This is a genomic window from Sphingobium sp. 22B (assembly GCF_001580035.1).
Classification (GTDB): domain Bacteria; phylum Pseudomonadota; class Alphaproteobacteria; order Sphingomonadales; family Sphingomonadaceae; genus Sphingobium; species Sphingobium fuliginis.
The window spans coordinates 89,294-114,630 of the sequence record NZ_LTAB01000006.1 but is presented as its reverse complement, the minus strand read 5'-3'; the positions used below and the strand labels follow the sequence as shown (position 1 = coordinate 114,630).

The 25,337-nt window shown below is 66.8% G+C and carries 24 protein-coding genes and 1 tRNA gene; 8 read left to right on the top strand and 17 right to left on the bottom strand.

The window, feature by feature from the left end:
• Position 1: 1 nt before the first annotated feature.
• Together A0J57_RS07815 and A0J57_RS07810 are read left to right on the top strand one after the other, a co-directional pair.
• Entirely contained in the window at positions 2 to 2,071 is a 2,070-nt protein-coding gene (locus A0J57_RS07815; protein ID WP_061934950.1) for a 3-hydroxyacyl-CoA dehydrogenase NAD-binding domain-containing protein, read from the top strand.
• Complete coding sequence (locus A0J57_RS07810; protein WP_061934948.1) at positions 2,068 to 3,084, top strand: NADP-dependent oxidoreductase; 1,017 nt, start codon at positions 2,068 to 2,070, stop codon at positions 3,082 to 3,084. The genes A0J57_RS07815 and A0J57_RS07810 overlap by 4 nt, the downstream gene beginning before the upstream one ends.
• A 70-nt stretch (positions 3,085 to 3,154) precedes the next feature.
• Here the strand turns inward: A0J57_RS07810 and A0J57_RS07805 are convergent, their stop codons facing one another.
• Together A0J57_RS07805 and A0J57_RS07800 are read right to left on the bottom strand one after the other, a co-directional pair.
• Entirely contained in the window at positions 3,155 to 4,018 is an 864-nt protein-coding gene (locus tag A0J57_RS07805) for an OmpA family protein (protein ID WP_061934946.1), read from the bottom strand.
• Positions 4,019 to 4,502: 484 nt separating this feature from the next.
• A tRNA-Ser gene (locus A0J57_RS07800) sits at positions 4,503 to 4,594 on the bottom strand.
• A gap of 230 nt (positions 4,595 to 4,824) precedes the next feature.
• Here A0J57_RS07800 and A0J57_RS07795 point away from each other — a divergent pair.
• On the top strand, positions 4,825 to 5,637 hold the full coding sequence (locus A0J57_RS07795) for a DUF1134 domain-containing protein (protein ID WP_061934944.1): 813 nt from the start codon (positions 4,825 to 4,827) through the stop codon (positions 5,635 to 5,637).
• A gap of 137 nt (positions 5,638 to 5,774) precedes the next feature.
• Here A0J57_RS07795 and dinB read toward each other — a convergent pair whose 3' ends face one another.
• The 4 genes from dinB to A0J57_RS07775 are packed head-to-tail and all read right to left on the bottom strand — an operon-like array spanning position 5,775 to position 8,488.
• Positions 5,775 to 6,854, bottom strand: coding sequence for a DNA polymerase IV (dinB, locus tag A0J57_RS07790; RefSeq protein WP_061934942.1), 1,080 nt, complete (start codon positions 6,852 to 6,854; stop codon positions 5,775 to 5,777).
• A gap of 52 nt (positions 6,855 to 6,906) precedes the next feature.
• Positions 6,907 to 7,455: a hypothetical protein gene (locus tag A0J57_RS07785; protein ID WP_061934940.1), complete on the bottom strand. Its 549-nt coding sequence runs from the start codon at positions 7,453 to 7,455 to the stop codon at positions 6,907 to 6,909.
• Positions 7,452 to 7,976, bottom strand: a complete 525-nt coding sequence (locus A0J57_RS07780) for a DUF177 domain-containing protein (protein ID WP_061934938.1) — start codon at positions 7,974 to 7,976, stop codon at positions 7,452 to 7,454. The genes A0J57_RS07785 and A0J57_RS07780 overlap by 4 nt, the downstream gene beginning before the upstream one ends.
• Positions 7,973 to 8,488: a ubiquinol-cytochrome C chaperone family protein gene (locus A0J57_RS07775; protein ID WP_061935032.1), complete on the bottom strand. Its 516-nt coding sequence runs from the start codon at positions 8,486 to 8,488 to the stop codon at positions 7,973 to 7,975. The genes A0J57_RS07780 and A0J57_RS07775 overlap by 4 nt, the downstream gene beginning before the upstream one ends.
• Positions 8,489 to 8,576: 88 nt before the next feature.
• On the opposite strand from A0J57_RS07775, the gene A0J57_RS07770 reads away from it, so the two are divergent.
• Positions 8,577 to 9,146 (top strand): outer membrane protein assembly factor BamE, encoded by a 570-nt coding sequence (locus A0J57_RS07770; protein ID WP_037481813.1) that lies wholly within the window; start codon positions 8,577 to 8,579, stop codon positions 9,144 to 9,146.
• 189 nt (positions 9,147 to 9,335) lie between these two features.
• Here the strand turns inward: A0J57_RS07770 and A0J57_RS07765 are convergent, their stop codons facing one another.
• The 11 genes from A0J57_RS07765 to A0J57_RS07715 all read right to left on the bottom strand — a co-directional run bounded on the left by A0J57_RS07765 (position 9,336) and on the right by A0J57_RS07715 (position 21,402).
• Positions 9,336 to 10,214, bottom strand: coding sequence for an NAD(P)-dependent oxidoreductase (locus tag A0J57_RS07765; RefSeq protein ID WP_061934937.1), 879 nt, complete (start codon positions 10,212 to 10,214; stop codon positions 9,336 to 9,338).
• Positions 10,211 to 11,194, bottom strand: a complete 984-nt coding sequence (locus tag A0J57_RS07760; RefSeq protein ID WP_061934934.1) for an ATP-grasp domain-containing protein — start codon at positions 11,192 to 11,194, stop codon at positions 10,211 to 10,213. The genes A0J57_RS07765 and A0J57_RS07760 overlap by 4 nt, the downstream gene beginning before the upstream one ends.
• Positions 11,191 to 11,907 (bottom strand): metallophosphoesterase, encoded by a 717-nt coding sequence (locus A0J57_RS07755; protein WP_025550772.1) that lies wholly within the window; start codon positions 11,905 to 11,907, stop codon positions 11,191 to 11,193. Before A0J57_RS07755 ends, A0J57_RS07760 begins: the two co-directional genes overlap by 4 nt.
• Entirely contained in the window at positions 11,898 to 13,034 is a 1,137-nt protein-coding gene (locus A0J57_RS07750; RefSeq protein ID WP_061934932.1) for a glycosyltransferase family 4 protein, read from the bottom strand. The genes A0J57_RS07755 and A0J57_RS07750 overlap by 10 nt, the downstream gene beginning before the upstream one ends.
• Before the next feature lies 1 nt (position 13,035).
• Positions 13,036 to 13,893 carry a sulfotransferase domain-containing protein gene (locus tag A0J57_RS07745; protein ID WP_235600811.1) on the bottom strand — a complete coding sequence of 286 codons (858 nt, stop codon included), beginning with the start codon at positions 13,891 to 13,893 and terminating at the stop codon, positions 13,036 to 13,038.
• Between the two features lie 2 nt (positions 13,894 to 13,895).
• Entirely contained in the window at positions 13,896 to 15,005 is a 1,110-nt protein-coding gene (locus A0J57_RS07740) for a glycosyltransferase family 4 protein (protein ID WP_025550776.1), read from the bottom strand.
• 161 nt (positions 15,006 to 15,166) lie between these two features.
• Positions 15,167 to 16,318 (bottom strand): outer membrane beta-barrel protein, encoded by a 1,152-nt coding sequence (locus A0J57_RS07735; RefSeq protein WP_235600810.1) that lies wholly within the window; start codon positions 16,316 to 16,318, stop codon positions 15,167 to 15,169.
• 86 nt (positions 16,319 to 16,404) lie between these two features.
• Positions 16,405 to 16,980 carry a polysaccharide biosynthesis/export family protein gene (locus tag A0J57_RS07730; RefSeq protein WP_061934925.1) on the bottom strand — a complete coding sequence of 192 codons (576 nt, stop codon included), beginning with the start codon at positions 16,978 to 16,980 and terminating at the stop codon, positions 16,405 to 16,407.
• Between the two features lie 172 nt (positions 16,981 to 17,152).
• Complete coding sequence (locus A0J57_RS07725) at positions 17,153 to 17,995, bottom strand: sulfotransferase (protein WP_061934922.1); 843 nt, start codon at positions 17,993 to 17,995, stop codon at positions 17,153 to 17,155.
• A complete protein-coding gene (locus tag A0J57_RS07720; protein ID WP_061934920.1) occupies positions 17,992 to 19,248 on the bottom strand; it encodes a DegT/DnrJ/EryC1/StrS aminotransferase family protein in 1,257 nt (418 codons plus the stop codon). Before A0J57_RS07720 ends, A0J57_RS07725 begins: the two co-directional genes overlap by 4 nt.
• A gap of 15 nt (positions 19,249 to 19,263) precedes the next feature.
• Positions 19,264 to 21,402 (bottom strand): polysaccharide biosynthesis protein, encoded by a 2,139-nt coding sequence (locus A0J57_RS07715; protein ID WP_061934918.1) that lies wholly within the window; start codon positions 21,400 to 21,402, stop codon positions 19,264 to 19,266.
• Positions 21,403 to 21,804: 402 nt separating this feature from the next.
• On the opposite strand from A0J57_RS07715, the gene A0J57_RS07710 reads away from it, so the two are divergent.
• The 4 genes from A0J57_RS07710 to A0J57_RS07695 are packed head-to-tail and all read left to right on the top strand — an operon-like array spanning position 21,805 to position 25,146.
• Complete coding sequence (locus A0J57_RS07710) at positions 21,805 to 22,989, top strand: glycosyltransferase family 4 protein (protein WP_061934916.1); 1,185 nt, start codon at positions 21,805 to 21,807, stop codon at positions 22,987 to 22,989.
• On the top strand, positions 22,986 to 23,582 hold the full coding sequence (locus A0J57_RS07705; protein WP_061934914.1) for a sugar transferase: 597 nt from the start codon (positions 22,986 to 22,988) through the stop codon (positions 23,580 to 23,582). Before A0J57_RS07710 ends, A0J57_RS07705 begins: the two co-directional genes overlap by 4 nt.
• Positions 23,545 to 24,459 carry a formyltransferase family protein gene (locus A0J57_RS07700; RefSeq protein ID WP_048577224.1) on the top strand — a complete coding sequence of 305 codons (915 nt, stop codon included), beginning with the start codon at positions 23,545 to 23,547 and terminating at the stop codon, positions 24,457 to 24,459. The genes A0J57_RS07705 and A0J57_RS07700 overlap by 38 nt, the downstream gene beginning before the upstream one ends.
• A 3-nt stretch (positions 24,460 to 24,462) precedes the next feature.
• Positions 24,463 to 25,146: a PIG-L deacetylase family protein gene (locus tag A0J57_RS07695; protein WP_061934912.1), complete on the top strand. Its 684-nt coding sequence runs from the start codon at positions 24,463 to 24,465 to the stop codon at positions 25,144 to 25,146.
• Positions 25,147 to 25,337: the final 191 nt, after the last annotated feature.

Below are 25,337 nucleotides of genomic sequence, written 5' to 3'. Positions count from 1 at the left end.
CATGAAGCAGACCGCAACCAGCGTCGTCACCGACGGCGTCGCCCTGATCACGCTCGACAATCCGCCGGTTAACGCGCTCTCGGCGTCCCTCCGTCAGGGATTGCAGGCCAAACTGGAGCAGGCGTTCAGCGATGGGGCGGTTGGCGCCATCCTGTTGCTCTGCGCCGGACGGACGTTCATCGCCGGCGCGGACATCACCGAATTCGGCCAGCCCTGGCAGTCGCCGTCCTTGCCCGACCTTTGCGCCATGCTGGACGACGCGCCCAAGCCCGTCATCGCCGCCATTCATGGCACGGCGCTTGGGGGCGGGTTCGAACTGGCGCTCTCCTGCCACTATCGGGTGGCGGCGCGGAGCGCGAAGGTCGGCCTGCCGGAGGTGCATCTGGGCCTGCTTCCCGGCGCGGGCGGCACCCAGCGCGTGCCCCGGATCGTCGGTGCGGAGGCGGCGCTCGAAATCATCACGTCCGGGCGGCAGATCAAGGCTGCCGAAGCCCTTTCGCTCGGGCTGGTCGACGCCGTGGTCGATGATGCGGCCTTGCAGGACGAGGCGCTGGCCTTCGCGCGCCGCATCGTGGCCGATGGCGGTGCGAAGCCGCGAATATGCGACCGGGCCGACGCGCTCCAGCGCGACCGGGATCGCCCGGAGCTGTTCACCGCCTTTGCCGCCGCAAACGCACGCCGGTTCAAGGGGTTCGTCGCGCCCGCCGCCATCATCGAGGCTGTCGAGGCAGCAGTGACCCTTCCATTCGATGAGGGGCTGGCAAAGGAAACCGCCCTGTTCGAGCGGCTGGTCGCCAGCTCGGAGTCCGCCGCCCAGCGCCATGTCTTCTTCGCGGAGCGGGAGGCGGCCCGCGTTCCCGACATCGGCCCCGACATATCCCCGATCGACATCCGATCGGTGGGCGTCATCGGCGCGGGCACGATGGGCGGCGGCATCACGATGAACTTCCTGAATGCCGGTATCCCCGTTACGCTGGTGGAGACGAGCCAGGAGGCGTTGGATCGCGGCATCGCCACCATCCGCCGCAACTATGAGGCTACGGCCGCCAAGGGAAGGATGACGGCGGCGCAGGTGGAGCAGCGCATGGGCCTGATTTCGCCCAGCCTCGACCTCGCCGCGCTCGCCGACGCCGATCTCATCATCGAAGCCGTCTATGAGAGCATGGACGTCAAGACGGACATTTTCGCCCGGCTTGACCGGATCGCCAGACGGGGGGCGATCCTGGCGTCCAATACCTCTTTCCTCGACCTTGATCGCATCGCGGCGGCGACCAGCCGGCCCGAATGGGTCATCGGCCTCCACTTCTTCTCGCCGGCCAATGTCATGCGCCTGCTGGAGGTGGTGCGAGGGGCGGAGACGGCGAAACCGGTGGTCGCCACGGCGATGCGGCTGGCCAAGCGGATCGGCAAGGTGGCGGTGCTGAGCGGCGTGTGCGACGGCTTCATCGCCAACAGGCTGCTGGCTCCGCGTGGCGCGCAGGCCGAAGCGATGATGCTGGAAGGCACGCCGATCGCGGAGATCGACCGCGTGCTTGTCGACTACGGCTTTGCCATGGGCCATTTCCAGATGATGGATCTGGTGGGCCTGGACGTCATCGGCCGGAACGCGACGGAACGTACCGTGATGGGCGATCTTGTCGCCGCCGGACGGCTGGGCCAGAAGCGCGGCGCGGGTTATTATGACTATGATGAGAAGCGGCGCTCGCGTCCGTCGGACGTGGCTGGCAGCCTGATAAGCGAGGTGGCCGCGGCGCGAGGCGTCGCCCATGCGCCCACATCGGGCGACGAGGCGCTGCTTGCGCGGCTGCTCTATCCGGTCGTCAACGAAGGGGCGAAGATCCTGGAGGAAGGCATCGCGCTGCGCGCCTCCGACATCGATATAGCCGCCGTGCTGGGCTATAACTGGCCAGTCTATCGCGGCGGACCGCTATTCTGGGCCGATCAGGTCGGGTTGGACGGGATCGTGGCGGACATGCGCCGGCTGGAGGCGGTGCATGGCGAAACCTTCCGCCCCGCGCCGCTGCTCGTGCGGCTGGCAGAGACGGGGCGGCGGTTCGGCGACGGGTCGTGACCCTCAACCGCTCCTGGGTGCTTGCGCACAGGCCCGAAGGCGCGGTGCGCACCAGCGACTTCGCCTATCGGGAGGAGCCGTTCGATGCGCCCGCGCTGCAGGAGGGCGACATTCTCGTCCGCACCCGGATCATCTCCTGCGCGCCGACGATCCGCAACTGGCTGAACCCGCCTGAACGCAGCTATCGCGGCGCGATCGGCATCGGCGACCCTGTCCGGGGCATGGCGGCGGTCGAAATATTGGCGTCTCGTCATGCACGGTTTGAACCCGGGCAATGGGCTACGGCTGTGGCGCCCTGGCAGGACTATGCTGTTCTGCAGCCGGATAAGGCGGCCGTGCCCGTCACCACCATAGAGACCGGCATCGATCCGGTCGACGCCATGACGCTGTACTCGCCCAACAGCCTGACCGCCTATTTCGGCCTCTTCGCGGTGGGGGAGCCGAAACCCGGCATGACCGTGCTCATATCCGGTGCGGCGGGATCGGTCGGTGCGATGGTGTGCCAGATGGCCCGCATCGCTGGCTGCCGGGTCATTGCGGTGGCGGGCGGTCCCGACAAATGTCGTTGGCTGAAGGAAGAAGGCGGTGCGGAAGTCGCGATCGACTATCGCTCGGCCGACCTTCCTGCGGCTTTGAAGGAGGCTAGTCCCGACGGCATCAACATCTTTTTCGACAATGTGGGCGGGGACATATTGCAGGCGGCCGTCGACCGGATGGCGCCCCATGGCCGCATCGTGCTTTGCGGACAGTTGGCCGCCTATGATTCGAATGGCCCCGCCGCCGGCCCCCGGGATATGATGAAGCTGGTCTATGGACGGATCCGGATGCAGGGCTTTGTCGTCGGGGACTATGCCGACGATTATGCGTCCGCGATCGCATCGATACGACAGTGGGAAGCTGAAGGGCGGCTGCGCAATCGCTATGATATGCGGGACGGGTTCGAGCGCATACCCGACGCCTTTGTCGACATTTTCAACGGGCGCAACGCCGGAACGCTGATCGTCCGGATCTAGATCTTCGCGCTTCGCGAGAGACATGGCCACATTCGAAAATCCGGGGTGGGCGGAACCCACCCCGCGCATCTCACAGTCCGTCAAGGCCCTTGCTGACCAGGATATTCACCGCGACCCGGCGGTTCTGCGCCTTGCCTTCGATGGTGTCGTTGCTCGCCACAGGGTCCGCTTCGGACATGCCGGTGGGCGTCAGCATGCGATAGGGCTTCCACCCGCACGCCTGCTGAAGATAATTGACGACGCGGCCGGCCCGCTTCTCGCTAAGCTCCTGGTTGAAATCCTCGTCTCCCGTGGAATCGGTGTAACCGACCACGAGCAGCAGGGCGTTGCTCATTCCCTCGGCAGTCGCCGCCGTGGCGCAGAGATCGTTCTTCGCCTGAGACGAGAGGACCGCCTTGCCGGTGTCGAAATTCACGTTGGTCGTGCTTTTCACATTATATTGGTCGATCTCACCCATGCGGCCGCGCAGCGCCTCGGTCGCGGCAGTCTGTTCGTCGAAGCGCTGGGCCGTGCCATTGTGGATCATGGACGCGGTCTTCAGATCCTTGTTCTGGAGATTGATATGGCTGGCCACGAGCCCGCCGCCTGACTGCAACGTCTTGACGGTGACCGGCAGGCCGTTCAGCAGCGAGGTTGCGGCAAGCGTGCTGCGGTTAAGGCCGAAAAAGCCCTTGCTGGCGGTAATCCGGGTGGCATCGTCGATGGCGATGACGGATTTGGTGCCGTCCGCCGCCGTGACCTGCATCTTGTCGCCGCTGCGCGCGGAAATGATGCCCTTTATCTCCGGGCCTTCCGACTTTTCGGCGGGCAGATAAGCGGTCGCAGAGACATCGGCCGACGGTGGGTCCTGCGTCTGCGCAGCCAGGCTGGCCGATGCCCCGGACAGCAGGGCAAGCAACAAGAGACATTTGGGGCTTCTGGAAATCACACTCATCACGCTACTCCTCCAAGCTTTGATAGTCGGGCCTGCAATGCCGCAGCTTTTCGTCCGACTGCCGTCTGCGTGATGGCGTATTCGGCTGTCAGAACCCCCTCCATTGTCCTTCCTAAGATGTGCGGCATGACGCCGCGCAGCTTCTGCCTGTTGAGAATGACCTTTCTGGTACATGAACAGGCTGGATCAGTCAGCTAGTTGAAGAGGCAATTGGAGCGCATCCTGCGACGAACCGAAATCAATGGATGCCGCGCGGGAGAGCATTGCTGAAGTAGATATAGGCAATAAAGTGCTGAGTTCAGTTCTTCATCAATAGACGTTCGGCTAAACCGAAATCTGGACTGAGTTCAAAGGCTAAATCATGCAATCAGGATTTTATCTTTTGGAAACACCGATTTGCACTCCGCTGGGACGAATGTCGCCGGGAATGACCAGGCTGCCCGGTGACGCACCTTGTCTTGATACCATCAATGTGAGGAAAAGGTGGCGGAGACGGAGGGATTCGAACCCTCGGTAGCCCCTTAAGGCTACGACGGTTTAGCAAACCGCTGGTTTCAGCCACTCACCCACGTCTCCGCACGAATTTGCCCACCGGATGAGGTGAGCAGTGGCTAGATGTCGGCCTATAGCGGCGGGTTTCATGCATGGCAACGGTCCGCAGCGGAGAAAAATCACCCGAATTCCGAAAAGCGGATTCGGACTGGCGCGGAATCGACTCGGGTCGCCGTTCGTTCATTGTCGTTTCAGCTTGTTCCCCGATAATCTGAAATATGGTTGAAGAGCGGGTTCTTTGGGGAGTAGCGGGCATGATCGGGATTTTGCGGCGGTTTTCGGGCCGCGCTGCACGGGCGGGCGCTTTGGCGGCCGCGCTGGGCGGCATCATGCTGGCGCCGGTCGCACAGGCGCAGGTGCGCACCGTCGACCCCAATAGCGCCATTGATTCCGATCTGGCCCCCGTGCCGCAGCAGGGCGGCAGCACGCCGACCGATCCCGGTGTGGACCCCAATGCGCAGCCGGGGAACAGCGCGCCCGCCGACAGCGGCGCACCCTATAATCCGCCGCCAGTCAGTTCGGGCGCGACCGCAACTGGCGCGCCGGTGACGGCCAATTCTCCGCCGGCGGCGATTTCCCCCAGCGATTCCTACCAGGAAGACGATCTGATCGGCGCGGCCGAAGGGGTGTTCGGCAAGGGGGCGGAAGGTCTGGCCGGGATCATCGAGAAGATCCTGAAGGACCAGGGCCGCCCCAATGCCTATATTGCCGGGCGCGAAGCGTCGGGCGCGTTCGTCGTCGGCCTGCGCTATGGGTCCGGCACCCTCAATCACAAGGTAGAGGGCAAGCGGGAGGTATATTGGACCGGCCCGTCCATTGGCTTCGACGTGGGCGGCAACGCGGCGAACACCTTCGTGCTCGTCTATAATCTCTATGACACGCAGGACCTTTACCATCGCTTCCCGGCGGCGGAGGGCACCGCCTATCTGGTGGGCGGCTTCACCGCCAGCTACCTGCGTTGGGGCAGCGTGGTGCTGATCCCGATCCGGTTGGGCGTCGGCTATCGCCTGGGGGTCAATGCCGGTTATATGAAGTTCACCGAGAAGCGGAACTGGCTGCCCTTCTGACGGCCCTGGGGACAAGTGCTGGTTTTACGAAGCCAGCCGCGACCTTCTCCCCTTTCTCCTCCATCACCGCCTTGGGCGGCGGTCCCATTCTCCATCTTTCGATAAGGAGAATTTGGGGGATGCGCTCCTGCCGCCTTTTAAAGGGAGAGGTTGAGCTGCTCGCCGGCCTCTTCCGGCTCCTCATGATCCAGATTGTGCACGCCCAGCCCGAGCAGCCTGGCCCCCATGCGCAGCGGCAACTGGGCCCGCAGCAGCGCCCGGCCCGTCTGCGCCAACAGGTCGGGGGAGCGCACCGGTCCGCCGAAGCTTTTCGACCGGGTGATGATCCTGAAGTCCGCGAACTTGACCTTGAGCACCACCGTCCGGCCATAGGCGCCGCTCTTTTCGATGCGGCCCCAGAGATTTTCCGCGATCCGGTCCAGTTCCGTGATCAGCGCTTCCTCCGTCACCAGATCGTCGAAGAAGGTATCCTCGACGCTTACGGATTTGCGTTCCTGCCGCTCATGCACCGGGCGGTCGTCCTCGCCCCGCGATGCGCGATAGTAGAATAGCGCCGCGCTGCCGAAATGATGCTGGAGAAAGGCAAGGTCGCGGGCACGCAGATCGGCGCCCGTCTCAATGCCCAAGGCCTGCATCCGCTTCGCCGTGACCGGCCCCACGCCATGGATGCGCCGCACCGGCATCTTCGCGATGAAGGCCGCGCCGTCTTCCGGTCGTACGACGCAGATGCCGTCAGGCTTGTTCTGGTCCGACGCCAGCTTGGCGATCAGCTTGTTGTACGACACCCCCGCCGACGCGGTGAGCCCGGTTTCCTCCCGGATCAGGCGGCGGATTTCCTCCGCTATGCGCGTGGCGGAGGCGATGCCCGGCTTGTTCGACGTGACGTCGAGATAGGCTTCGTCCAGCGACAGCGGCTGGATGATGTCGGTGAAGCGCGAGAATATCTCCCGCACCTGGGCCGACACGCTGCGATAGACCTCGAAACGGGGACGGACGAACAGCAGGTCGGGGCAGAGCCGCCGCGCCCGCGCGCCCGGCATGGCGGAGCGGACGCCATATTTCCGCGCTTCATAGCTGGCCGTGGCGACCACCCCGCGCGGACCGCCGCCGCCAACGGCCAGCGCCCTGCCCCGCAACGAGGGATCGTCGCGCTGCTCGACCGACGCGTAAAAGGCATCCATGTCGATATGGATGATCTTGCGCGGCGGGGTCTCCATGGCTCGCGCTTATGCCACAGGGCGGAACGGAAGGAAAAGGGGAGGGCGCGCTTCAGCGCCGCAACAGGCGCAGATTGTCGAGCAGCCATTCCAGATGCGCGCGGCTGATCCGGCTCCACACATTATAGGTGCAGCGCTGGCCGCCGACGCGCAGATAGGCAAGGGAATGCAGGCCTTTGCCGCCCGGATTGGCGGCGGGATAGCGCTGCGCGCCTTCCTGCCCATAGCCGGCAAAGGATGGGGCGGGCAGGCGCGCCAGTTCGCGCATATAGGGCCATTGTTCGGTCAGCCTGCGCCGCTGTATCCGCGCATCGGCCCGGTCGTCCGGCAGCAGGCCGGTTCCGGCAAAGCCATAGGCGCTGCGCAGCCCGGGAAGGTCGAAGGCAACGCCCCAGCCGCCGCCGAAGCTGGCCGCGCGCGGCGTACCCTCCGGATCGCCGGGCGCGGCGAGCGCAAGCGGCGCGCAGGACTGGCGGTTCTCCGCCTTGGCCCATTCGGCGCGGGCTCGCCGTTCCCCGATCAGCGTGGCGGTTTCCGCTGCAAAAGCCGGCATGGCGCCGGACAGCAGGGCGGCCGCCAGCGCTGCTCGCGCCAGCCTCATTTCCTGTCCTTGAGCGACAGCAGCGCGGCGAAGGGGCTGGCCTGCTCCTCGCTCAGCACGCCCGCTTCACGCAGGACTCCGTCGGCTTCCGGAGAGCGCGGATAGGGCGTCATCGCGAGCGCCACCGTTTCGGCCACCGCCTCGCCCATGTCGATGGTGAGGCCGTCGAAACCGATGGTGTCGCAATCCTCGGCGTCCAGCTCCAGTTCGTCGCCTTCGGGCGTCTCTTCCCCCTCCCTGACGAAGCGGAGCAGGAAATCGGTGTCCAGCTTTTCGGGCACCGCGACCCCTGTCGCGACACAGGGCTGGGCTAGGTCCGCGCGCACCCGCCCGCTGGCATAGATCGCGCCATTGTCCTCGTTCAGCGCGTAATCCGCCTCCAGCCTATCGAGCGCGAGCAGGTTGAAGCGCTTCGCCAGTGCCTCCCGCTCCGCGGCGTCGGCGGTGATGGTCACCGGCTGGGCATGACGGGCCAGCTGGTCGATTCGGACGGGCCGGGAAAATTCGGGGGCAGCGCTCATCCAAGGTCTCCCGCCATCAGCGCGTCGCGGCTGAGGCAGCCCAGCCTCACCCAGCGCGCGCGCAGATGCGATTCGACATGCGCCAGCGCGTCTGCCGCCGGCGCATCGCCGCGATAGAGGTTGCGCGCAATCGCTTCGCTCAGGTCGGCCTCGCCCGACAGCGCCGCGCGATAGGCCGCCAGACGCCCGCCCAGCGCGCTCACCATGCGGCCGATATGCTTGCCGACGACGACGTCGCCAATCCCCTCCTGCCGCAACTGGCCGTCCATGTCGTCCACGAACAGTTCGGTCAGCCAGACGCTCTCCTGCGCGGCGCCCAGCGCCTCCAGCCGCATCAGCGCCTGGGCGAGGATGGCGACGATCATGTCGAAGCGGCCGTCCATCGTGTCGGGAACCTGCCCCTCGACATACCAATGGGGCTGGCGTCCCTCCGCGACGATGGCGTTGTACAGGGTGCGCATCGCGTCCCTGGGATCGCTCGGCGCGAACAGACGCTGGAAGATGCTGGGCATGAGTTTGACTGTTTCCTGGCTGGACCGATCGGCGGCCCCTTGCCGAGGCTCGCGCATTTCCATATTGATCGCCCGGCCGCCCGATGCAATGGCGGCTTTGTTTTTCGGCAAGGTCCGGGGCAAGCCCCCGCAGGAGAAGTTCATGCGCCAGTTCAGCCGCCAATCCCGCAGCGGGCGGATTTTGCTTGGCGCAGGCCTTTGCGCGCTGCTGCTGGGCGCGTCGGGCTGTTCGCGCATCCGCACCCATCAGGGCTATCAGGTCGACAAGCTGCTGGTGGATTCGGTCCAGCCCGGCATCGACAACCGCGCATCGGTGGAGGGGACGCTGGGCCGGCCGAGCTTCGTCGCGCAGTTCGGCGACCAGGACTGGTATTATGTGTCGCGCGACATGCGCTCGCTCGCCTTTTCCAATCCCAAGCCGGTGTCGCAGACCGTGCTGCATGTGCGTTTCGACGCGGCGGGCAATGTCGTGGCGGTGGATCGCATGGGACTGGAGCAGGTCGCGAAAATCTCGCCGTCCGGCGACAAGACGCCGACATTGGGCCGCCATCGCAGCCTGTTCGACGAGATTTTCGGCAATATCGGCGCGGTGGGCGCCGGCGGCATGGGCGGTGCGGGCGGCGGCAGCAACACCGGCGGCGGTCCGAACGGAAGCTAGAGCATCGTGCGCAAAAGTGGGAACCGGTTTTGCGCTGAAAACGATGCGACAACAAAAGCTTAGGGCGCCCGGCCTGCATACGATTTAGCGCAGCGCGCTCTGGAAACGACCGGTTCCGGCCGGGCTTGGCTGAGCCCGAACGGTCCTCTTGGGTGAGCAACTGGCCGTCGCGGGCGGCATTCTCCAACCCTACACCTTCATGAGCAGACCATCGGCCAAGCGCATCGGCCGGTAGCCCAGTGCCCGCAACCGATCGATGTCAAGGGCGGGAAACCCCCAATCCTGCTCTCTTCCTCCAGCCTCATGAACCACCGGCGCACCGGTTTGTCCGGACAGCAGTTGCGCCAGTTCCGCCATGGTCGTGCGGACCCCGCTGCCGACATTGAAAGGCCCTGCCTCCTCATTGCCGAGCAGCAGCAACATGGCCCGCACCACATCGTCGACATGGACAAGGTCGGCTCCGAACCCGCCGCCGCCATGCACGCGGATCGGCCCACCGCTGACGGCTGCCCCGGCCATCGCGGCCAGCGCGCCGCTTCGCTGGCCCGGCCCATAGACCGATGCCAGCCGCAGCGTCTGGAGCAGCACATCCTCCCCCCGGCAGCGTTCCGCCGCATAGATTTCCTGCCCGACCTTCGAACCGAGATAATAGCCCCTGCTGCCGGGAAAGAGGGGCGCATGTTCGTCCGGAGGCTGGGCAGCCGGCGCATAGGCATTGGCGCTGCTCGCCTGCATGATCCGCCGCACACCTGCCCGGATCGCCCCGTCGGCCAGTTTCAGCGTGCCGAGCGCGTTGATCCGCCAGCAACGCTCCGCTTCCGCCGGGTCGCCATGATCGGACGGGATATGTGCGGCAAGATGGACCAGCGCCGTGCAGCCGGAGAAATCCACCCCCTCGACCGCCATCAGGTCGAGAAACGCCCATTCATCCGCCGGATCGGCTTCCGGCGGCGGTCGGCGGCCGAGATGACGGACGCGCCAGCCGGCGCGGCGCGCGGCGGGCAGGAAAGCACGGCCGACAAAGCCCGATCCGCCGGTTAGCGCCAGCAGGGGGGCACGGTCGCTCATCGCACCCTGTCGATGCGCTCCTGCGGCACGAACATCTCGTCCCAATAGCGCAGGATCACCCCCGGCCGCACCGGCGGCTGCACGATGGGGGTGGCGTGGAGCAGTTTCCGCACGCACATCTCCACCTCGTTGAAGCCCGCCATGGCGCGCAGCGGCGTGGTGCCGGAAAATCGGGCGTTGATCTCGAACACGCGGGGCGTGCCGTCGGCGTCGGTGCGGAACTGGAAATTGGCGGGGCCATGGGGTTGCAGCGCCCGCCCCAGCGTCCGCACCTGCGCGTTCAGTTCCGGATAATCGGCAATATAGGCGCGATAGGTGTTTCCGTCGCGCAGGTCGCGGCGCATCACGATGGATGCCTGCACCTCGTCGTCGAAGACGAGCGTGCTGGCGGTATATTCGCAATCGGCGCTGCCCACGCATTGCTGCACGACGAGTCCGCCGCGTCCCTCCAGCGCCGACGCCAGTGCGGTGCGGTCATGCACAACCGACACGCCGACCGAGCGCGCACCGATCCGGGGCTTAACCACCAGCGGAAAGCCGGCCTTGTCGATCAGCGCCTCCACCGCTTCCCCATCCTCCGCCGCGGCGGACGCGGGGTGGGGCAGGCCGACGCTTTCGAAGAAGCGCGCCGTTTCCAGCTTGTCGTCCGCTATGGCGACGACGCGGGGATCGCTGACCAGCACATGCGTGCCGAACAGCGCCTCCAGCCGGAGCCGCTCCGCCGCGAACCAGGACAGTTCCACATCGGTGCCGACCAGCACCACGTCCGGCCGCTCCCGCTCCAGCAACTGGTGGATGCGGTCGCCAAAGGCCGGGTCGTCGGCAAAGGGCAGGCGATAGGCGGCGTCGGCCCAGTAGAGGCCAGCGGAAAGCGGATTGGGATCGGCCGCGATCACATGGCAGCCCAGCGCCGATTGCCGCAGCGACTTGATGATGCCCTGTCCCAGCACCGCGCCGGCTCCGGTGACGAGGACCTTCATGCGAAGAACCGGCAGAGCCGCTCCTGCGTGGCGGGGGACAGGGTGGTGGCGCGGATGGCGTGCACCTGGTCCTCCGGATCGAAATCGATGTCGCGGCTTTCGACGGTCACAAAATCTCCCCTGACTTCGATCATCGCCCATTTGGGCGTCCGGTCCCCATCGTCGCGCGGCTGGCCGAGCGAGGCGAGGGTGAAGATGGTGGCGGCGGCGCAATCATAGCGGCGATGCCGGTGAACATGGCCGAACAGGCCGTAGAGGAACCCTCGCGCCGCGAGCGCGGCGGCGGCTTCCTCCGCCTCCTGCGTCGAGCGGATATAGCGCCAGTCCCCATAGTCGAAGGGATTGGCATGGGCGGCGAACAGCGGCCCCAGCGACCAGCTTTCCCTCCAGTCGAAGGCCGCCATGCCGCCCGGCGGGATATGGGCGGCGGTCCAGTCGACGCTTTCGCGCAGCCAGTCGGGCAGGGCAGCGCGATAGCTCTCTGCGGCGGGCGATCCCCTGTACAGCATGTCGTGATTGCCGCTGATCAGGATCGCGCCGTCCCGCGCCGCCGCGCCCTGCACCAGTTCCAGCGTCTCCAGCGGCTGCACACCATAGGTCAGCAGGTCGCCCAGGATCAGCATCCGGTCGAACCCCTCCCGTCGCGCGGCGGTAAGGGCCAGTTGCAGCGGGTCGCTGGCCGCATGGATGTCGGTCAGCGCGGCTATTCGCATGGCGACACCGGCCGGGCCAAAGGGGGCGGGGCGAAGCGGAGACGGCGGGCTTCGATCAGTTCCCGGTACAGGTCGAGATGCGCTGCCGCGCAGTTTTCGATGGAGAAGCGCCGGGCGACCCGCAGAGCGCCCTGCGACAGCGCGGCGTAGCGGGCGTCGTCGCCCAGCACATCCGCCATGGCCTGCGCCAGCGCGGCGGGATCGGAGGGCGGGACGAGCTGGCCGTTGACGCCGGGCGAGACCATTTCCCGGTTGCCCGCCACCGCGGTCGCGACGATGGGCAGGCCGCTCATCGCGGCCTCTATCATCGCGATGGGAAAGCCTTCCCACAGCGAGCAGTTCACGAACAGGTCCGCCTGCCGCATCAGCGCGTCGACGTCGCTTCGGGCGCCGAGCAGTTCCACCGGTTCTCCAGCCGCCTGCACCGCAAGCCGGCCGAACTCCGGCCCCGCCCCGGCGATGCGGATGCGGGCGGAACGGCCCCGCGCCGCCAGCGCATCCACCAGCGGCCGGGCGGCGCGGAGCAGGGTGGGATAATCCTTCTGCGCCGACACCGTGCCTACGGCGAGGATCATCGGATCGCGACCGGCGGCTGCGCGTGGCTGCCCGGTCCGGAAGCGGGCGCCGGCGGCGTTCAGGATCATGCGGATCGGCTTGCGGGCATGGCCGCGCAGCAGCGCCTCGCACTGGTCGCTGATCGCGACATAGCCGTCGACGATGTAGTTGAAGAGGGCGAAGGCCGACGGAGGAAAGGAGAGGCGGCTGTTATGATGGGTCAGCACCACCGGCACGCCGGGCATGGCCAGGGCGAGGGGGAGGAGCGCGCGGGCGCTATGGGCGTGGATCACATCGGGCCGGATCGTCCGCAAGGCGCGGCGCAGCGCCAGCGCCCCACCGGGCAGATTGTTGCGATTGGCGAGTCCCAGCGAAAGGGCGGTGGCGCCGCCAGCCCGCACCCGCGCCATCATCGCCGCCTCGGTATCCGGCGCATTGCCGACCTGCGCGGCGTCGCTCAGCGAAAGGACCGCTGGCTGATGCCCGGCCCCCGCAAAGGCCTCCGCCAGATTGCAGACCAGCATCTCTGCCCCGCCGGACGTAAAGCTGGTGATGATCGAACAGATGCGCATATCAGCGCGCCAGGTCGACGCCGGTGGCCGCCAGCAGCGCCAGGGCGCGGGGCGACAGGTCGGCGCGGCAGCGTTCCAGCACCAGATCCGCCTGGTCGGGCCTCAGCCACTCGCCGAAGGCGCCCGCCTTGCCGCTGCGCATGCGCAGGCTCTGGTCGTCCTTGCGGTCATAATCATGGCCCGGAATGCCGCTTTCCCGCTCCTTGTCGCGCATCCGGTCGAACTGCGCGGCGGCCACGGCGCGGGCGAGCATGTCGGGCTGCGGCTCGACGCCCAGAAAGGCGAGGATGGCGGCGGCGGTCGGCATCGGTTCGGCCAGCATATGCTCATAGCTGATCAGGTGATGCGGTCGCCCCGCCAGCCCCGCCGCCCAGCCGTTCAGATAGCCGGTGAGCGTCGCCATCCCATATTTGGGCTCATCGAGGAAAGCCGCCATGTCGCCGGAAAAGCTATGCTTGTGCCGGGTTGCGTGGAAATAGGCGGACACGATCACGTCGCGCGGATCGCGGACCAGGAACAGGACCGGCCGGTCGAGGAACAGCCGCTCGCGATAGGGCAGGTGGCTGACCAGGATCAGCGGCAGTTCGGCCTCGCCCGCCCGCCCGATGAAGGCGTCGATGCCGCGCACCGGATCGCGGTCGAAATTGGGCAGGATGCGGAAGGTGCTGGTCAGATCGGGCTCGAAGCCCAGCTTCGCGCTTTCCGCGAAATAGCAGGAGAGCAGGTAGCGCAGCCATGTCCGCCCGCTCTTGGGGTAGGACACGAGAAAGGCGTCGGCCCGCGCCGCCGCCAGCCGCAATGGCGGTTCGTCCCGCAGCCGCCGACGCATCGCCCGCGCAAAGCCCTTCAGCGACATCATGTTCATGATCCTGCCCTCACGCGATGATGGTCGAGAATGCTGGTGATGACCGACTGCCAGCGGGCAAGCACCCGATCATGGCCGAAATCGGCCATCCGCTCCCGCGCCGCCTGTCCCAGCGCCGCGCGCCGCGCCGGGTCGGCGCACAATGCCACGATGGCGTCGCCCAGCGCCGCGCCGTCGCCATTGGGCACCAGCAGGCCGCTTCGGCCATGCCCGATCATTTCGGCCGGACCCCATTGGCAATCGAAGGAGACGACCGGCAGGCCCGCGCCCATGGCCTCGCCCACGACGATGCCCCAGCCTTCGAAGCGGGAGGAAAGGACGAACAGGTCGGTCTGGGGAATCCAGTCGCCCGGCCTTTCTGTCACGCCTGGCAGGCTGACCCGACCGGCCAGGCCCAGCCGGTCGCGCTGCCGCTCCAGCGCCGCGCGCTCCGGCCCCTCGCCCCAGATCACCAGCTTCCAGTCGGGAATGCGTTGCGCCACATGGGCAAAGGCGTCCAGCAGCAGGTCGAAGCCCTTTTGCGGCACCAGCCGCCCCACGGCTCCGATAGTGCGGCCGTCCGACCGGCGATCCGGCGCGGCGCCGGCAGGCGGCACCGGATTGGGGATCACCCATCCCTTCACGTCCATGGCGCCCCTGAACCAGTCCATCGCCCCTTGCGTCATGGTGATGAGGCCCACGGCATGGGGATAGGTCATCTGCCGCAGCCGGCTCCAGACCGGCCCTACGGTCTGGAGCGCGGGATTGTTGCGTTCCGACACGATCACGGGGATATGCAGCGACCGCGCGGCCAGGACGGAAAGGATGTTGGTGCGCGTCAGGAAGCTCACGACCAGTTCCGGCCGCACCGCCTTCAACGCCCGCCTCAGCAGCCTCTGCCGCCGCAGCATCGCCAATGCACCGGTCGCGGCGGCGCGGCGGCGGGACTTCATGCCCAGCCTGACGATCCGCACCTCCGGATGATAGGCGTAATAGGAGGGGGCGGACGGCTCCTCGAACACGATCAGGGTGATGCTCCAGCCCTGCGCCGCGAAATGGTTGCACAGCAGGCTGACGATATGTTCCGACCCGCCGGCGCCCAGCCCCGGAAGGACGAAGGCGAGCATGGGTGGCCTGGATGCTCTTACCAGCATGGCGGCGGGGTCCTGTATAATCACGCTGTTATGCGGGGCCAGTGTCTTTGGCGGGCGATCCCGAGTCCATTGCGCGAAGGGGTTAGGGGGTGGCGCTTTGGATCAGTCCTGTCCCACCCCGGCACGGCTGCGCGTCAATAATGGATGCGCAGTTCAAGCCCGGCGCGGGTGCGGTCGAATTCGTCCAGCGCGACGCTGCTGTCGCGTTTGGAAAAGCGCGCTGTCGCCGCGATCGCGACCCGGCGGTTGACGGCATATTCCAGTTCGCCGGTGACGCCATAGAGATTGTCGGTGTCGTCGACGCCGAAATATTTGCTGCGGCGGTAGAGAATCCCCAGCCGCCCCCTCAGATTGTGGCGGATTTCCTGGTTTATGCCGAGCCGGAAGCGCATGTCCTCACGCGATTGCACCCCGGTCCTGTAGGTGGCGACATTGCCGACGAAGCCGTCCAGCGTGATGGTGGTGCGCGGGCGAGGGGCATAGGTCAGCCCGATCTGCACCGACATGCGGGTTTGCGATTCGATCCGCCTGTCCTTCGCGTCGAGGCGATAGACGCCCACCGCGGCATCGCCGCGCAGCGTGCCGCCCGGATCGATGGCGATGCCGACCCGGCCGCCATAGGTCGACGCATCGCGGTTGAACTGGCCTGGCACGGGGGCCAGGCGGAAATCGCGATGCGCCGCGACGCCCTCCACGAAGAGGCTCGTCAGCGGCGACACGCGCAGCATCACCCGCGCAAGGCCGCCGACGGCATCCAGGTCGCGCTCCTCGTCTATGGCGCGGGTGTAGCGCATCCGCGCGCCGGTCGCCTTGAACAGAAATCCGATACGCGAACCCTGATGCAGATAGGACAGGTCGCCCTCCACCAGATTGAGTTCGCGCGGGCCGATGCCGGGCAGGGTGTTGCCCTCCGGCTCGCCTCGATCCTCTATGATATGCTGCCAACCGGCGGCGACGTTCAGCCGGTCGGCGGCCGACGGGTTCCAGTTCAGCCCGGCCGACAGGCGCCCGCCCACCGCATCTTCCTTGTCATACTGGAAATATTTGCGGAAATCCCCCTCGGCCCGCGCGGTCAGCTCCAGTGCGCCGCCCTTGCGCAGCAGGTCGACATAGGGGCGGACCTGAAGGCGGAAATCGTCCTTCTCGCCAAAGGCCTGGGCATAGATATTGCTGTCATATTCCAGCCGGGCGCTGCCGCCGATCCTGACGGTCGCGCTGCCCAGCGCCAGCGGCGTCGGTTCGAACAGCGCGGCGGGTTCGCCCTGCAACGGGTCGGAAGCGTCCATGTCCTGCGCCTGGGCGTCAGGCAGGGCGGCCATCAGCAAGAGGGCGGCCGCGCCCCCCGAGGCCGGACCAAATACCGGGCGGCGCATCAAAACCACTTCTCATAGATGCGCAGCGTGTCGCCCGGCTGGATCATGTCCCGCTCGCCCGCTCGGCCGACCACCTGCCGCCCGTCGACCATGCGGGTGATGGCGACGCTGCCCTGTTCGGCGCGAAAGGTGTATCCGCCCGCAACCGATACCGCCGCCAGCACCGACATGCCCGCGCGATACTGATATTCGCCGGGACTCTTCACCTCGCCCAGCACATAGAAGGGGCGCAGCTTCACCGGCTGCACGCTGACGGTGGGCGCATTGAGCAACTGGCGCTGGGTCAATTGCTGGGCAATGCTGGCCTGCAATTCCGGCACCGTCTTGCCGCCCGCGTCGACATCGCCCAGCACCGGCAGGGAAATCTGTCCCCGATCGTTGATCGTGTAGCTGCTGTCGCCGGAATCGGTCCCGCTGAGGCCCGGAATCGCCACCCGCACCTCGTCCCCCGCGCCCAGGCGATAGGCCACGGTCGGCGCGGGCGGAAGGCTGGCCAGGCCCGACAGCCCGCTCGAACAAGCCGTCGTCAGGGCGAAAAGGCCAAGGAAAAGGCGATGATGAAGCCGGTTGCGCATCTGTGTCCCCTCTGGATGGATAGGGCGGAAGTTTAAGCCCTTTGGCTGATTCAGGGGCGGGCAATAACGGCTGGCGGACGGGCAAAAAGGGGCGAGAGCCGGAGCGCTTTGGGGGTGATACGAAGGAGGCGTGCCTGCCATATCGTGCGCCTGAAGGCAGGAGCAGCTACCGTCAGGCAGCCAGTTTCCTATCCTGCCTCCAATGGCTGAGGTCCCGTCCGATCAGCTCCTCCAGATCGGCGATGTCCCGCGCATAATAATCGACCATCCGCTGGCGGAGCGACGCCGGCAGGGGCGGATAGGCGATCTGCCGCGCGAACATGCCGCGCACTTTTTCGAACATCGCATTGCCGCGCAGGGGCCGCACCGCTTCCTTCAATGGCGCCAATGCGGTGCGCACGGGCAGGGGCAGGAATCTTTCGCTGCTGTCGTTGCGCGGGTCGGCACCCACCTGCGTCGAATAATGGCAGGGCGCTCCGATATGGTCGCTGACGATGGCGACGCTCGCTTCGGGCGCGGCCTTCACATCCTCGAACAGCAGCACCTTGATCTGCTCGGCATCGAAATGCGTGAGCCAGCGGCGCAGATGCCTGGCGTAAAGCCCGTCCTCCAGAAAGCGCGGCTGGTCGCTTGGCCGCCCGTCCAGATAATGTTCCGGCCCCTTCGTCACCGTGCCGCGCCGGAACAGCATCTTGTAATCCGAATAGGCGCGGTCGACCGGATTGCGGAGCTGCACCACCAGCCGCGCCCTGGGCAGGACGGCGGCAAGACGGGCGGGCGCGTCCGGATGGGCGAGATAATCGGCGGACTTTTCCCCCAGCATCTGGTCGGGCCGGGCGCCATCGAAGAAACGGCGGTAATGGTCCAGGCCGCGCGCATGGTCCTGGCTGAAGAAATGCGGCTCCGGCGCGGGCAGGTAGATGGCCGGGTTGTCCTGAAGCTGGTTGTGGATCCAGGTCGTCGCGCCCTTGACGGCGCCGATGATGACGAAATGCGGCAGGCGGTCGTTGGTCATCCTCTTTCCCCTCTTCGTCCGGATGGCAGTTCCGCCATGGCGATCTCCAGGCAGTTGGCGAGGCGATGCATGTCGCCTTCGTCCAGCAGATGGTCGACCGGAAAGGCGATGCTGCGGCGGCCAAGATCCTGCGCCACCGGCAGGGCGCCGTCGCGGCGCACCTGCCGGTCCGTAAAGGCGGCTTCGCCCGTCATGTCGGCGCAGGAACCGCTGCCCACGGGCATGCCCATCTGCGCCATACGGCCTATGATCGGCGTGGTTCCCGTCTCCCCCAGCCGGTCGGCGGCGATGGTCACATAGAGCCGGTAGAAGGCGTGACCGACCTCGGCAGGAATTTCGGGCACCTCCACCGCCCGATTGGCGCGCAGCAGCCGCATCAGGGTCGCGGCGTTGCGACGGCGGGCGGCCAGCCAACCGGGCAGTTTGGCAAGCTGCGCCCGCCCGATGGCGGCTTGCATCTCCGTCATCCGCCAGTTGCTGCCGAAGCTGTCGTGCAGGTAGCGAAAGCCGTTCGTCGTGGCCGGCGCGAAGAATTTGTCCGGATTCTTGCCATGGTCCTTATAGGCCCAGGCCCGTTTCCAGTGCCTTTCCTGCCGCAGCAGGAGCATGCCGCCTTCCCCGCCGGTGGACATGATCTTGTCGGTGCAGAAGGAAAAAGCGGCGGCATCCCCAAAGCTGCCCACGGCCCGGTCGTGAAGGGTCGCGCCATGCGCCTGCGCGCAATCCTCGACCAGCCACAGGCCGTGTTCATCGGCCAGCGCGCGCAGCGCCGTCATGTCGCAGGGCCAGCCCGCCAGATGCACGCACATTATCGCCCGGCTGCGCGGCGACAGCATGCGGCGGGCGGATTCCGGGTCGATATTGTTGCTGACCGGATCGATGTCGGCAAAGACCGGCGTCGCGCCGACCGCGACGATGCAGGCCGCGCTGGCGAAGAAGCTGCGCGAGGGCAGGATCACCTCGTCTCCAGCGCCGACGCCCAATGCCCGCAGCGCCAGTTCCAGCGCGACCGTGCCGTTGCTGACCGCGATGCCGTGGGGCATGCCGCAAAATGCCGCGAACTCGGCCTCGAAGGCGCGGTTTTGCTCGCCATGGACCATGGCATTGACCCGCCCGGTCTCCAGAATCCGCGTCACCGCCGCGATCTCGTCGGGCTCATGCTGCGGCCAACGCAGCGCGGCATGATCGAGCGGACTGAGGCGGAGCGGAAGCTGGGGCGGAATCTGGGTTTGGGCAGGCGCGGCTTGCATCATTGTTCCCCCAAAAAGTCAGGCGACATCGCGCGGCAGCGGCGAGGACAGGACGGCTGGAATGTCCGTGGGGCGCGGCGGCATCATCAGCAGCGTGTCGGAACTTTCCGCCGCCAGCCGCCGCAATATCTCCGCCCAGCGCGAACTGGCGGAGGCCGCGACCATCTCATGCGTCAGCCGCACCAGCTCATCCGCGTCGCCCGCCGCGATCAACCGGGCAAGCTGGGCGAAGCCCTCCACCAGCATCTCCAGCGGGATGGGGGAGGGCATGGCCTCGAAAATGCCGGGAATGGCGCTTTCGATCTTGTCCTCGCTGCTGTCGAACAGCTCCTCGAACAGCTTTTCGCCGGGACGAAGCCCGATGAACTTGATCGGCACGTCGATTTCCGGCCGCAGCCCGGCCATGCGGATGACGCGGCGGGCGATCTCCACGATCTTCACCGGCTCGCCCATGTCGAGGACGAAGATGGTGCCGCGTTCCGAATCCGTTTCCAGCGCGCGGGCGCTGCTTTGCAGGATCAGCAGCACCGCCTCCTGCACCGTCATGAAGAAGCGTTCGATGTCGGGATGGGTGACGGTCAGCGGCTTGCCGCTGGCAAGCTGTTGCTGGAACAGCGGGATCAGCGAGCCGCTGGACCCCAGCACATTGCCGAAACGCACCGTCAGGAAACGCGGACTGTCCGGATCGCAACTGCCGATCAGGTCGAGCGCCTGGCAGTATAGCTCGCCCAGCCGCTTGGTCGCGCCCATCAGGCCAACGGGGTTTACCGCCTTGTCGGTCGAAATCTGAATCATCGCGCGGGCTTCGAATTCGCAGACCGCGTCCGCGACGTTGCGGGTGCCCAGCACATTGGTGTGCACCCCGGCGCAGGGATTGGCCTCCACCATCGGCACATGCTTCAGCGCGGCGGCATGGAAGACGATCTCCGGCCGCCGCCGCTCGAACACCTGCCAGAGCGCGGGGCGCTGACGGATCGAGCAGAGTTCGGCGTGGAAGCGGACATGGGGGAATTTCTCCCGCGCCTCCATCTCTATGGCGTAGAGATTATATTCGCTGTGATCGAGCAGCACGATCTCCGCCGGGGCGTAATAGGCAAGCTGGCGCACCAGCTCGCCGCCGATGGTGCCGCCCGCGCCCGTCACCATGATCCGCGCGCCGGTGACCACCCGTTCCAGATAGCTGTGCTGCACCGTGATTTCCGGCCGCCCCAGCAATTCCGCGAGCGGCATCTTCTCTATCGCCATTCGGTCGCCGCTCAGCGGCTGGGCGCTGGTCCAGGGATTGCGGAAGCGGGAGACCACCAGATTTTCCTGCTCCGCCAGCGCCGCGATGCGCAATATCTGCTGCCGGTCGAGCCGCTCGCTGCTTTCCTGCACCACCAGGCTGACCGGTCGCCGGCCTGCGCGGTCGAGGTCCGCGACGATCCGGGGGAGCATCTCGGGCGAGCCCAATATCGGCAGTCCGCCGACATGCAGCCGCCGCTCATGCCCGTCGAAGGAGATGACGCCGACGATCTCCAGGCCAGAATGGGCGTCGGTGGGGACAAGGTCCGCCATGACCCGCGCCCAGTCCAGTTCGCCGAGCAGGAGGATGCGCCGGCGCGCCTGCACTGTCCGGCGGAGCCGCGCGGAGCGGACATGCTTGAAGAACTGCCGCCGCAGCACGCGCACGGCCAGCAGCGCCGCGACGGTCAGCGGCACGTCGACGGTCAGGAAGACGGTCATGGGCCCGCGCATCATCTTCTGCGGCACCAGCAATCCCGCGGTGATCATCCATATGAGCCAACTGCTGGCGAGCAGGCTGGCCGCCAGCGACAGCGCGTCGCCGATGGACAGGAAGCGCCAGCTTTGCCGATAGGTGCCGACGACGAACAGGACGCTGAGGTTCACGCCGACGAACAGGGCCATGAACCAGGGTTCCAGGAGCGTCCGGGGCATGGGCAGGTCGGACAGGATCAGCCGGGAAAGCACGAAGCTGCCCAGCATGATCAGCGCGTCCAGCGCCAGGATGACGGCCAGCCTGATCGCCCAGAAGCGCGTGGCGCCCCGCGCGGCGAAGGCGCGCGCGGCTGCGTCCAGTCGCAGGAGCATGGCGGCGGGCGGCGTTTGCGCAACGCTGTCCTGCCCGTCCGGCCTGGCTGATGCGATGTTCGGCATTCCGATGTCTCCGAGTCCATGGTCCGCCGGTTGCGGGGGCGGAGGGCTGCCTGGAGGCGCCACCCTGCATGCCGTCCGCAACCGACGGTGGCGCCAAGGCTATCGGAACGGGTGCATCGCGGTAATCGGTCGAGCGGACACTATCCTTTATCCCATGCGCAACCCGACCGGCGCGCCCTTCCGCCCATTGGGGCTATGCCACAGGCTCGATGGCGCCGAACGACAGGGGCTGGCAGGCGCGGAGGGGAGGCGGATTGCCTCAAAGGGGTAATCTACCGATGCACCGCCGGGCTGCGGGGCGGGCTGTGATAGCTGTCTTCAAGAACTGGATCTGTCCGCCCACCTGAAGCGGCGGCGTAATCCTGCGCAGCAACATATGGAAAACCGGAGGGCATAAGCGCCGTGAAAGTCGTGATCCTCTCCAGCCTGTCCTGGTCGCTGATCAATTTCCGCGGGGCGCTGATCGCCCGGATGGTCGGGGAGGGGCATGAGGTCGTCGCCTGCGCCCCGGACGAGGAGCCGGAGGTGCTGGAAAGGCTGGCGCAGATGGGCGTGCGCTTCCGCCGGACGCCGATGGCGCGGGCGGGCACAAACCCGCTGCACGATGCGCGCACCTTGCTGCATTACCGGCGGCTGATGCGGGCCGAGCGGCCCGATGTGGTGGTCGCCTATACGCAGAAGCCGATCATCTATGGCGGTCTGGCGGCACGGCTGTGGAGCCGGGCGCGCTATTTCGCGATCATGAGCGGCCTTGGCTATGTGTTCAGCGAGGAGGCGGATGAGCGCCGCTGGCTGCGCGCCGTCGTGTCCCGGCTCTACCAGATCGGCGTCGCCCGGGCGCGCTGCATCTTCGTCTTCAACGGCGACGATCATCGGCTGATGCGCGAAAGCGGGATCGTTTCGCCGTCGCAGCGGGTGATGCAGGTTCCCGGTTCGGGCATCGACGTGCGCCATTTTGCCGAGCAGGCGCTGCCGGAAGGGCCCTTCACCTTCCTGATGATGGGTCGCCTGATGCGCGACAAGGGCGTGGGCGAATATGTCGATGCCGCACGGATCGTCCGGGCCCGGCGCCCCGACGTGCGTTTCCTGCTGCTGACCCGGCCGGAGACGGAAAATCCGACCGGCTACACCGCCGCCGATCTCGACCAATGGCGCGCGGCGGGGCTGATCGAATTCCTGCCGGAGACGCGTGACGTGCGGCCCTTCATCGCGTCCGCCCATGCGTTCGTGCTGCCGTCCTTCTACCGGGAGGGCCTGCCGCGCACGATATTGGAGGCGCTGGCGACCGGGCGGCCCGTCATCACCACAGACATGCCCGGCTGCCGCGAGCCGATCCGGCATGGCGTCAACGGCCTGCTCGTGCCGCCCCGCGACGGGGCCGCGCTGGCGGCCGCCATGGAAACGATGATCGCCCATCCACGGCGTGTCGCGGCCATGGCCGCCGCCGCCCGGCGGACGGCGGTCGACATCTATGATGTGGACAAGGTGAACGCCATGCTGCTGGACATCATGCAATTGCGCGGTGCGGCCAGTGCGATGCCCATGCCAGCGCCTCCGCCCGCGCTGCTGGTGCCGGAGCGCGCATGACCGCCTGTCTGCGCCCGGCGGGATTGCTGGCGGTCGGCCTTTTCGCGCTGCTTGCCCCCCTGCTGCTGATGCTGTCCCTGCTGGTGCTGCTCTGCCTGGGGCGGCCGGTGCTGTTCCGTCAGGTCCGAAGCGGCCTGGGCGGCCGGCCCTTCGCCATGATCAAGTTCCGCAGCATGCGCGACCTGCGCGACAGCGACGGGGCCTTGCTGCCCGACGCCCGGCGGGTCACGGCTGTTGGGCAGTTCCTGCGCCGCTTCCGGCTGGACGAGCTGCCCGAACTGATCAACATCGCGCGGGGGGACATGGATTTCATAGGCCCCCGGCCGCTGCTGCCCCACAGCATCGCCGCCATGGGCCGCGACGGCGTGGAGCGCGGCAGGGTGCGGCCCGGCCTGACGGGTCTGGCGCAGGTCAGCGGCAACACGTTGCTGACCATCGAGGAAAAGCTGCGCTTCGACCTCCGCTATGTGCGGCACCGCAGCGCCCGCCTCGACGCGCAGATCATCGCCCGCACGCTGCTGGTGGTGGTCGGGGGTGAAAAAAGGATCGACTGGCATGCCGACGAAGCGCGCCCTCCTCATCGGGGCAGTTGAAACCACCCGGATCGCCTTCGAAGCGATCGCCCGCCACCCGGCATGGGACATGGCCGCCATCGTCACGCTCGATCCCGCTCTGGCCGGGCGCCATTCGGATCATGTCGACCTGCGGCCGGCGGCGCGGGAACGGGGCTGCCCGGTCATCCATGTCGACAATATCAACCGGGAGGAATCGCTGTCCGCCATCCGGGACGCGGGCGCGGACATCGCCTTCGTCATGGGCTGGTCGCAGATTTGCGGGACCGCCTTTCGCGCGCTCTTTCGCGACCGGGTGATCGGCTATCATCCTGCCGCCCTGCCCCGGTTGCGCGGCCGCGCGGCCATTCCCTGGACGATATTGCAGCAGGAACCGATCACGGCGGGAACGCTGTTCTGGATCGATGCGGGGACGGACACGGGCGACATAGTCGACCAGCAATATTTCCATGTCGCGCCGGACGAAACGGCGGCGACCCTCTACGCCAAGCATATGCGGGCGCTGGCCGTCATGCTCGACCGTGCGCTGGAACGGATCGCGGCTGGGGAGATGCCACGCATGGTCCAGGACGAAAGCTGCGCCACCTGGGCCGCGCGCCGGACCCCGGCGGACGGGCTGATCGACTGGCGGCGGCCGGCCGGCGACATATTGCGCCTGATCCGCGCCACGGGCCGCCCCTATCCCGGCGCCTTCACCCGGCTGGGCGGCGCGGACCTCCGGATCTGGGCGGCGGCGCCGTCGGACATGGGCGGGCGTCACGCGGCCCTGCCCGGACAGGTCGTGGCGCGGACGGCGGACGGCTTCACCGTGCTCTGCGGTCAGGCCACCGCCCTTATCGTCACGCAATGGAGCGGCCCGGACAAGCCGCCCAAGCTTCACGCCATTTTGGGGGATTAGCCGATGTCGCTGCCGTTCAACGCCCGCCGGATCGCGGTCGTCGCGCCCCATCCCGACGATGAGATATTGGGATGCGGCGGCACCATGGCGCGGGCGGCATCCGCTGGGGCGGAGGTGCATGTCGTCGTCGTCACCCGCGGCCAGCCGCCGCTGTTCGACGAAGAGCTGGTGCGGCAGATACGCTCCGAAACCCTGCGCGCCCACGGGATGATCGGCGTGGCAGACACCCGGTTCCTGGATTTCCCGGCGGCCGGGCTGGATCAGATCAGGCGAAGCGAACTCAATGCGGCGCTGTCGGAGGCGCTGTCGCGGATCGAGCCCGACCTGCTGCTGATCCCCTTCATCGGGGACATCCACCTCGATCATCAGATCGTCTTCAACGCAGCGCTGGTCCATGCCCGGCCGCGTGGGCCCGGCGGGCCGAGCTGCGTTATGGCCTATGAGACGCTATCGGAAACCAACTGGCTCGCCCCCGGCGTCACGCCCGCCTTCATTCCGAACATTTTCGTGGACATCAGCGAGACGATCGAACGAAAGATCGCCGCCTTCCAGGCGTTCCGGACGCAGGTGAAAGCCAGCCCCGACGAGCGGTCCATAGAGGCCATTCGCGCCCTCGCGACGCTACGTGGCGCAACCGTCTATCGTTCCGCCGCTGAAGCTTTTGTTCTGGTTCGACAAATTAATTAACATGTGTTACTTCGTGGGCGAATCGCTTCATTTGCGAAACGATGTGGCAACGGGGCCCTAGACCGTTTGCGATACCACCAAAGTGGTAAGTTTGACTGCCGCTGGCGCAGCATATTGCACAAGTGGTAAGAAAAATTCAGCAACTTAACAATGTGTTAACGCCTTGTCGCGCGCACCCGAAATTTCCATTG

Bases quoted from the DNA above. Each gene is read 5' to 3' on its own strand.
- A0J57_RS07770 (WP_037481813.1), top strand. From the start codon at position 8,577: ATGGCGGCTTTGTTTTTCGGCAAGGTCCGGGGCAAGCCCCCGCAGGAG.
- A0J57_RS07815 (WP_061934950.1), top strand. From the start codon at position 2: ATGAAGCAGACCGCAACCAGCGTCGTCACCGACGGCGTCGCCCTGATC.
- A0J57_RS07705 (WP_061934914.1), top strand. From the start codon at position 22,986: ATGACCGCCTGTCTGCGCCCGGCGGGATTGCTGGCGGTCGGCCTTTTC.
- A0J57_RS07720 (WP_061934920.1), bottom strand. From the start codon at position 19,248: ATGATGCAAGCCGCGCCTGCCCAAACCCAGATTCCGCCCCAGCTTCCG.
- A0J57_RS07700 (WP_048577224.1), top strand. From the start codon at position 23,545: ATGCCGACGAAGCGCGCCCTCCTCATCGGGGCAGTTGAAACCACCCGG.
- A0J57_RS07750 (WP_061934932.1), bottom strand. From the start codon at position 13,034: ATGCGCATCTGTTCGATCATCACCAGCTTTACGTCCGGCGGGGCAGAG.
- A0J57_RS07805 (WP_061934946.1), bottom strand. From the start codon at position 4,018: ATGAGTGTGATTTCCAGAAGCCCCAAATGTCTCTTGTTGCTTGCCCTG.
- A0J57_RS07735 (WP_235600810.1), bottom strand. From the start codon at position 16,318: ATGGACGCTTCCGACCCGTTGCAGGGCGAACCCGCCGCGCTGTTCGAA.
- A0J57_RS07795 (WP_061934944.1), top strand. From the start codon at position 4,825: ATGATCGGGATTTTGCGGCGGTTTTCGGGCCGCGCTGCACGGGCGGGC.
- A0J57_RS07760 (WP_061934934.1), bottom strand. From the start codon at position 11,194: ATGAAGGTCCTCGTCACCGGAGCCGGCGCGGTGCTGGGACAGGGCATC.
- A0J57_RS07785 (WP_061934940.1), bottom strand. From the start codon at position 7,455: ATGAGGCTGGCGCGAGCAGCGCTGGCGGCCGCCCTGCTGTCCGGCGCC.
- A0J57_RS07725 (WP_061934922.1), bottom strand. From the start codon at position 17,995: ATGACCAACGACCGCCTGCCGCATTTCGTCATCATCGGCGCCGTCAAG.
- A0J57_RS07730 (WP_061934925.1), bottom strand. From the start codon at position 16,980: ATGCGCAACCGGCTTCATCATCGCCTTTTCCTTGGCCTTTTCGCCCTG.
- A0J57_RS07745 (WP_235600811.1), bottom strand. From the start codon at position 13,893: ATGATGTCGCTGAAGGGCTTTGCGCGGGCGATGCGTCGGCGGCTGCGG.
- dinB (WP_061934942.1), bottom strand. From the start codon at position 6,854: ATGGAGACCCCGCCGCGCAAGATCATCCATATCGACATGGATGCCTTT.
- A0J57_RS07740 (WP_025550776.1), bottom strand. From the start codon at position 15,005: ATGCTCGCCTTCGTCCTTCCGGGGCTGGGCGCCGGCGGGTCGGAACAT.
- A0J57_RS07755 (WP_025550772.1), bottom strand. From the start codon at position 11,907: ATGCGAATAGCCGCGCTGACCGACATCCATGCGGCCAGCGACCCGCTG.
- A0J57_RS07775 (WP_061935032.1), bottom strand. From the start codon at position 8,488: ATGCCCAGCATCTTCCAGCGTCTGTTCGCGCCGAGCGATCCCAGGGAC.
- A0J57_RS07780 (WP_061934938.1), bottom strand. From the start codon at position 7,976: ATGAGCGCTGCCCCCGAATTTTCCCGGCCCGTCCGAATCGACCAGCTG.
- A0J57_RS07765 (WP_061934937.1), bottom strand. From the start codon at position 10,214: ATGAGCGACCGTGCCCCCCTGCTGGCGCTAACCGGCGGATCGGGCTTT.
- A0J57_RS07715 (WP_061934918.1), bottom strand. From the start codon at position 21,402: ATGCCGAACATCGCATCAGCCAGGCCGGACGGGCAGGACAGCGTTGCG.
- A0J57_RS07695 (WP_061934912.1), top strand. From the start codon at position 24,463: ATGTCGCTGCCGTTCAACGCCCGCCGGATCGCGGTCGTCGCGCCCCAT.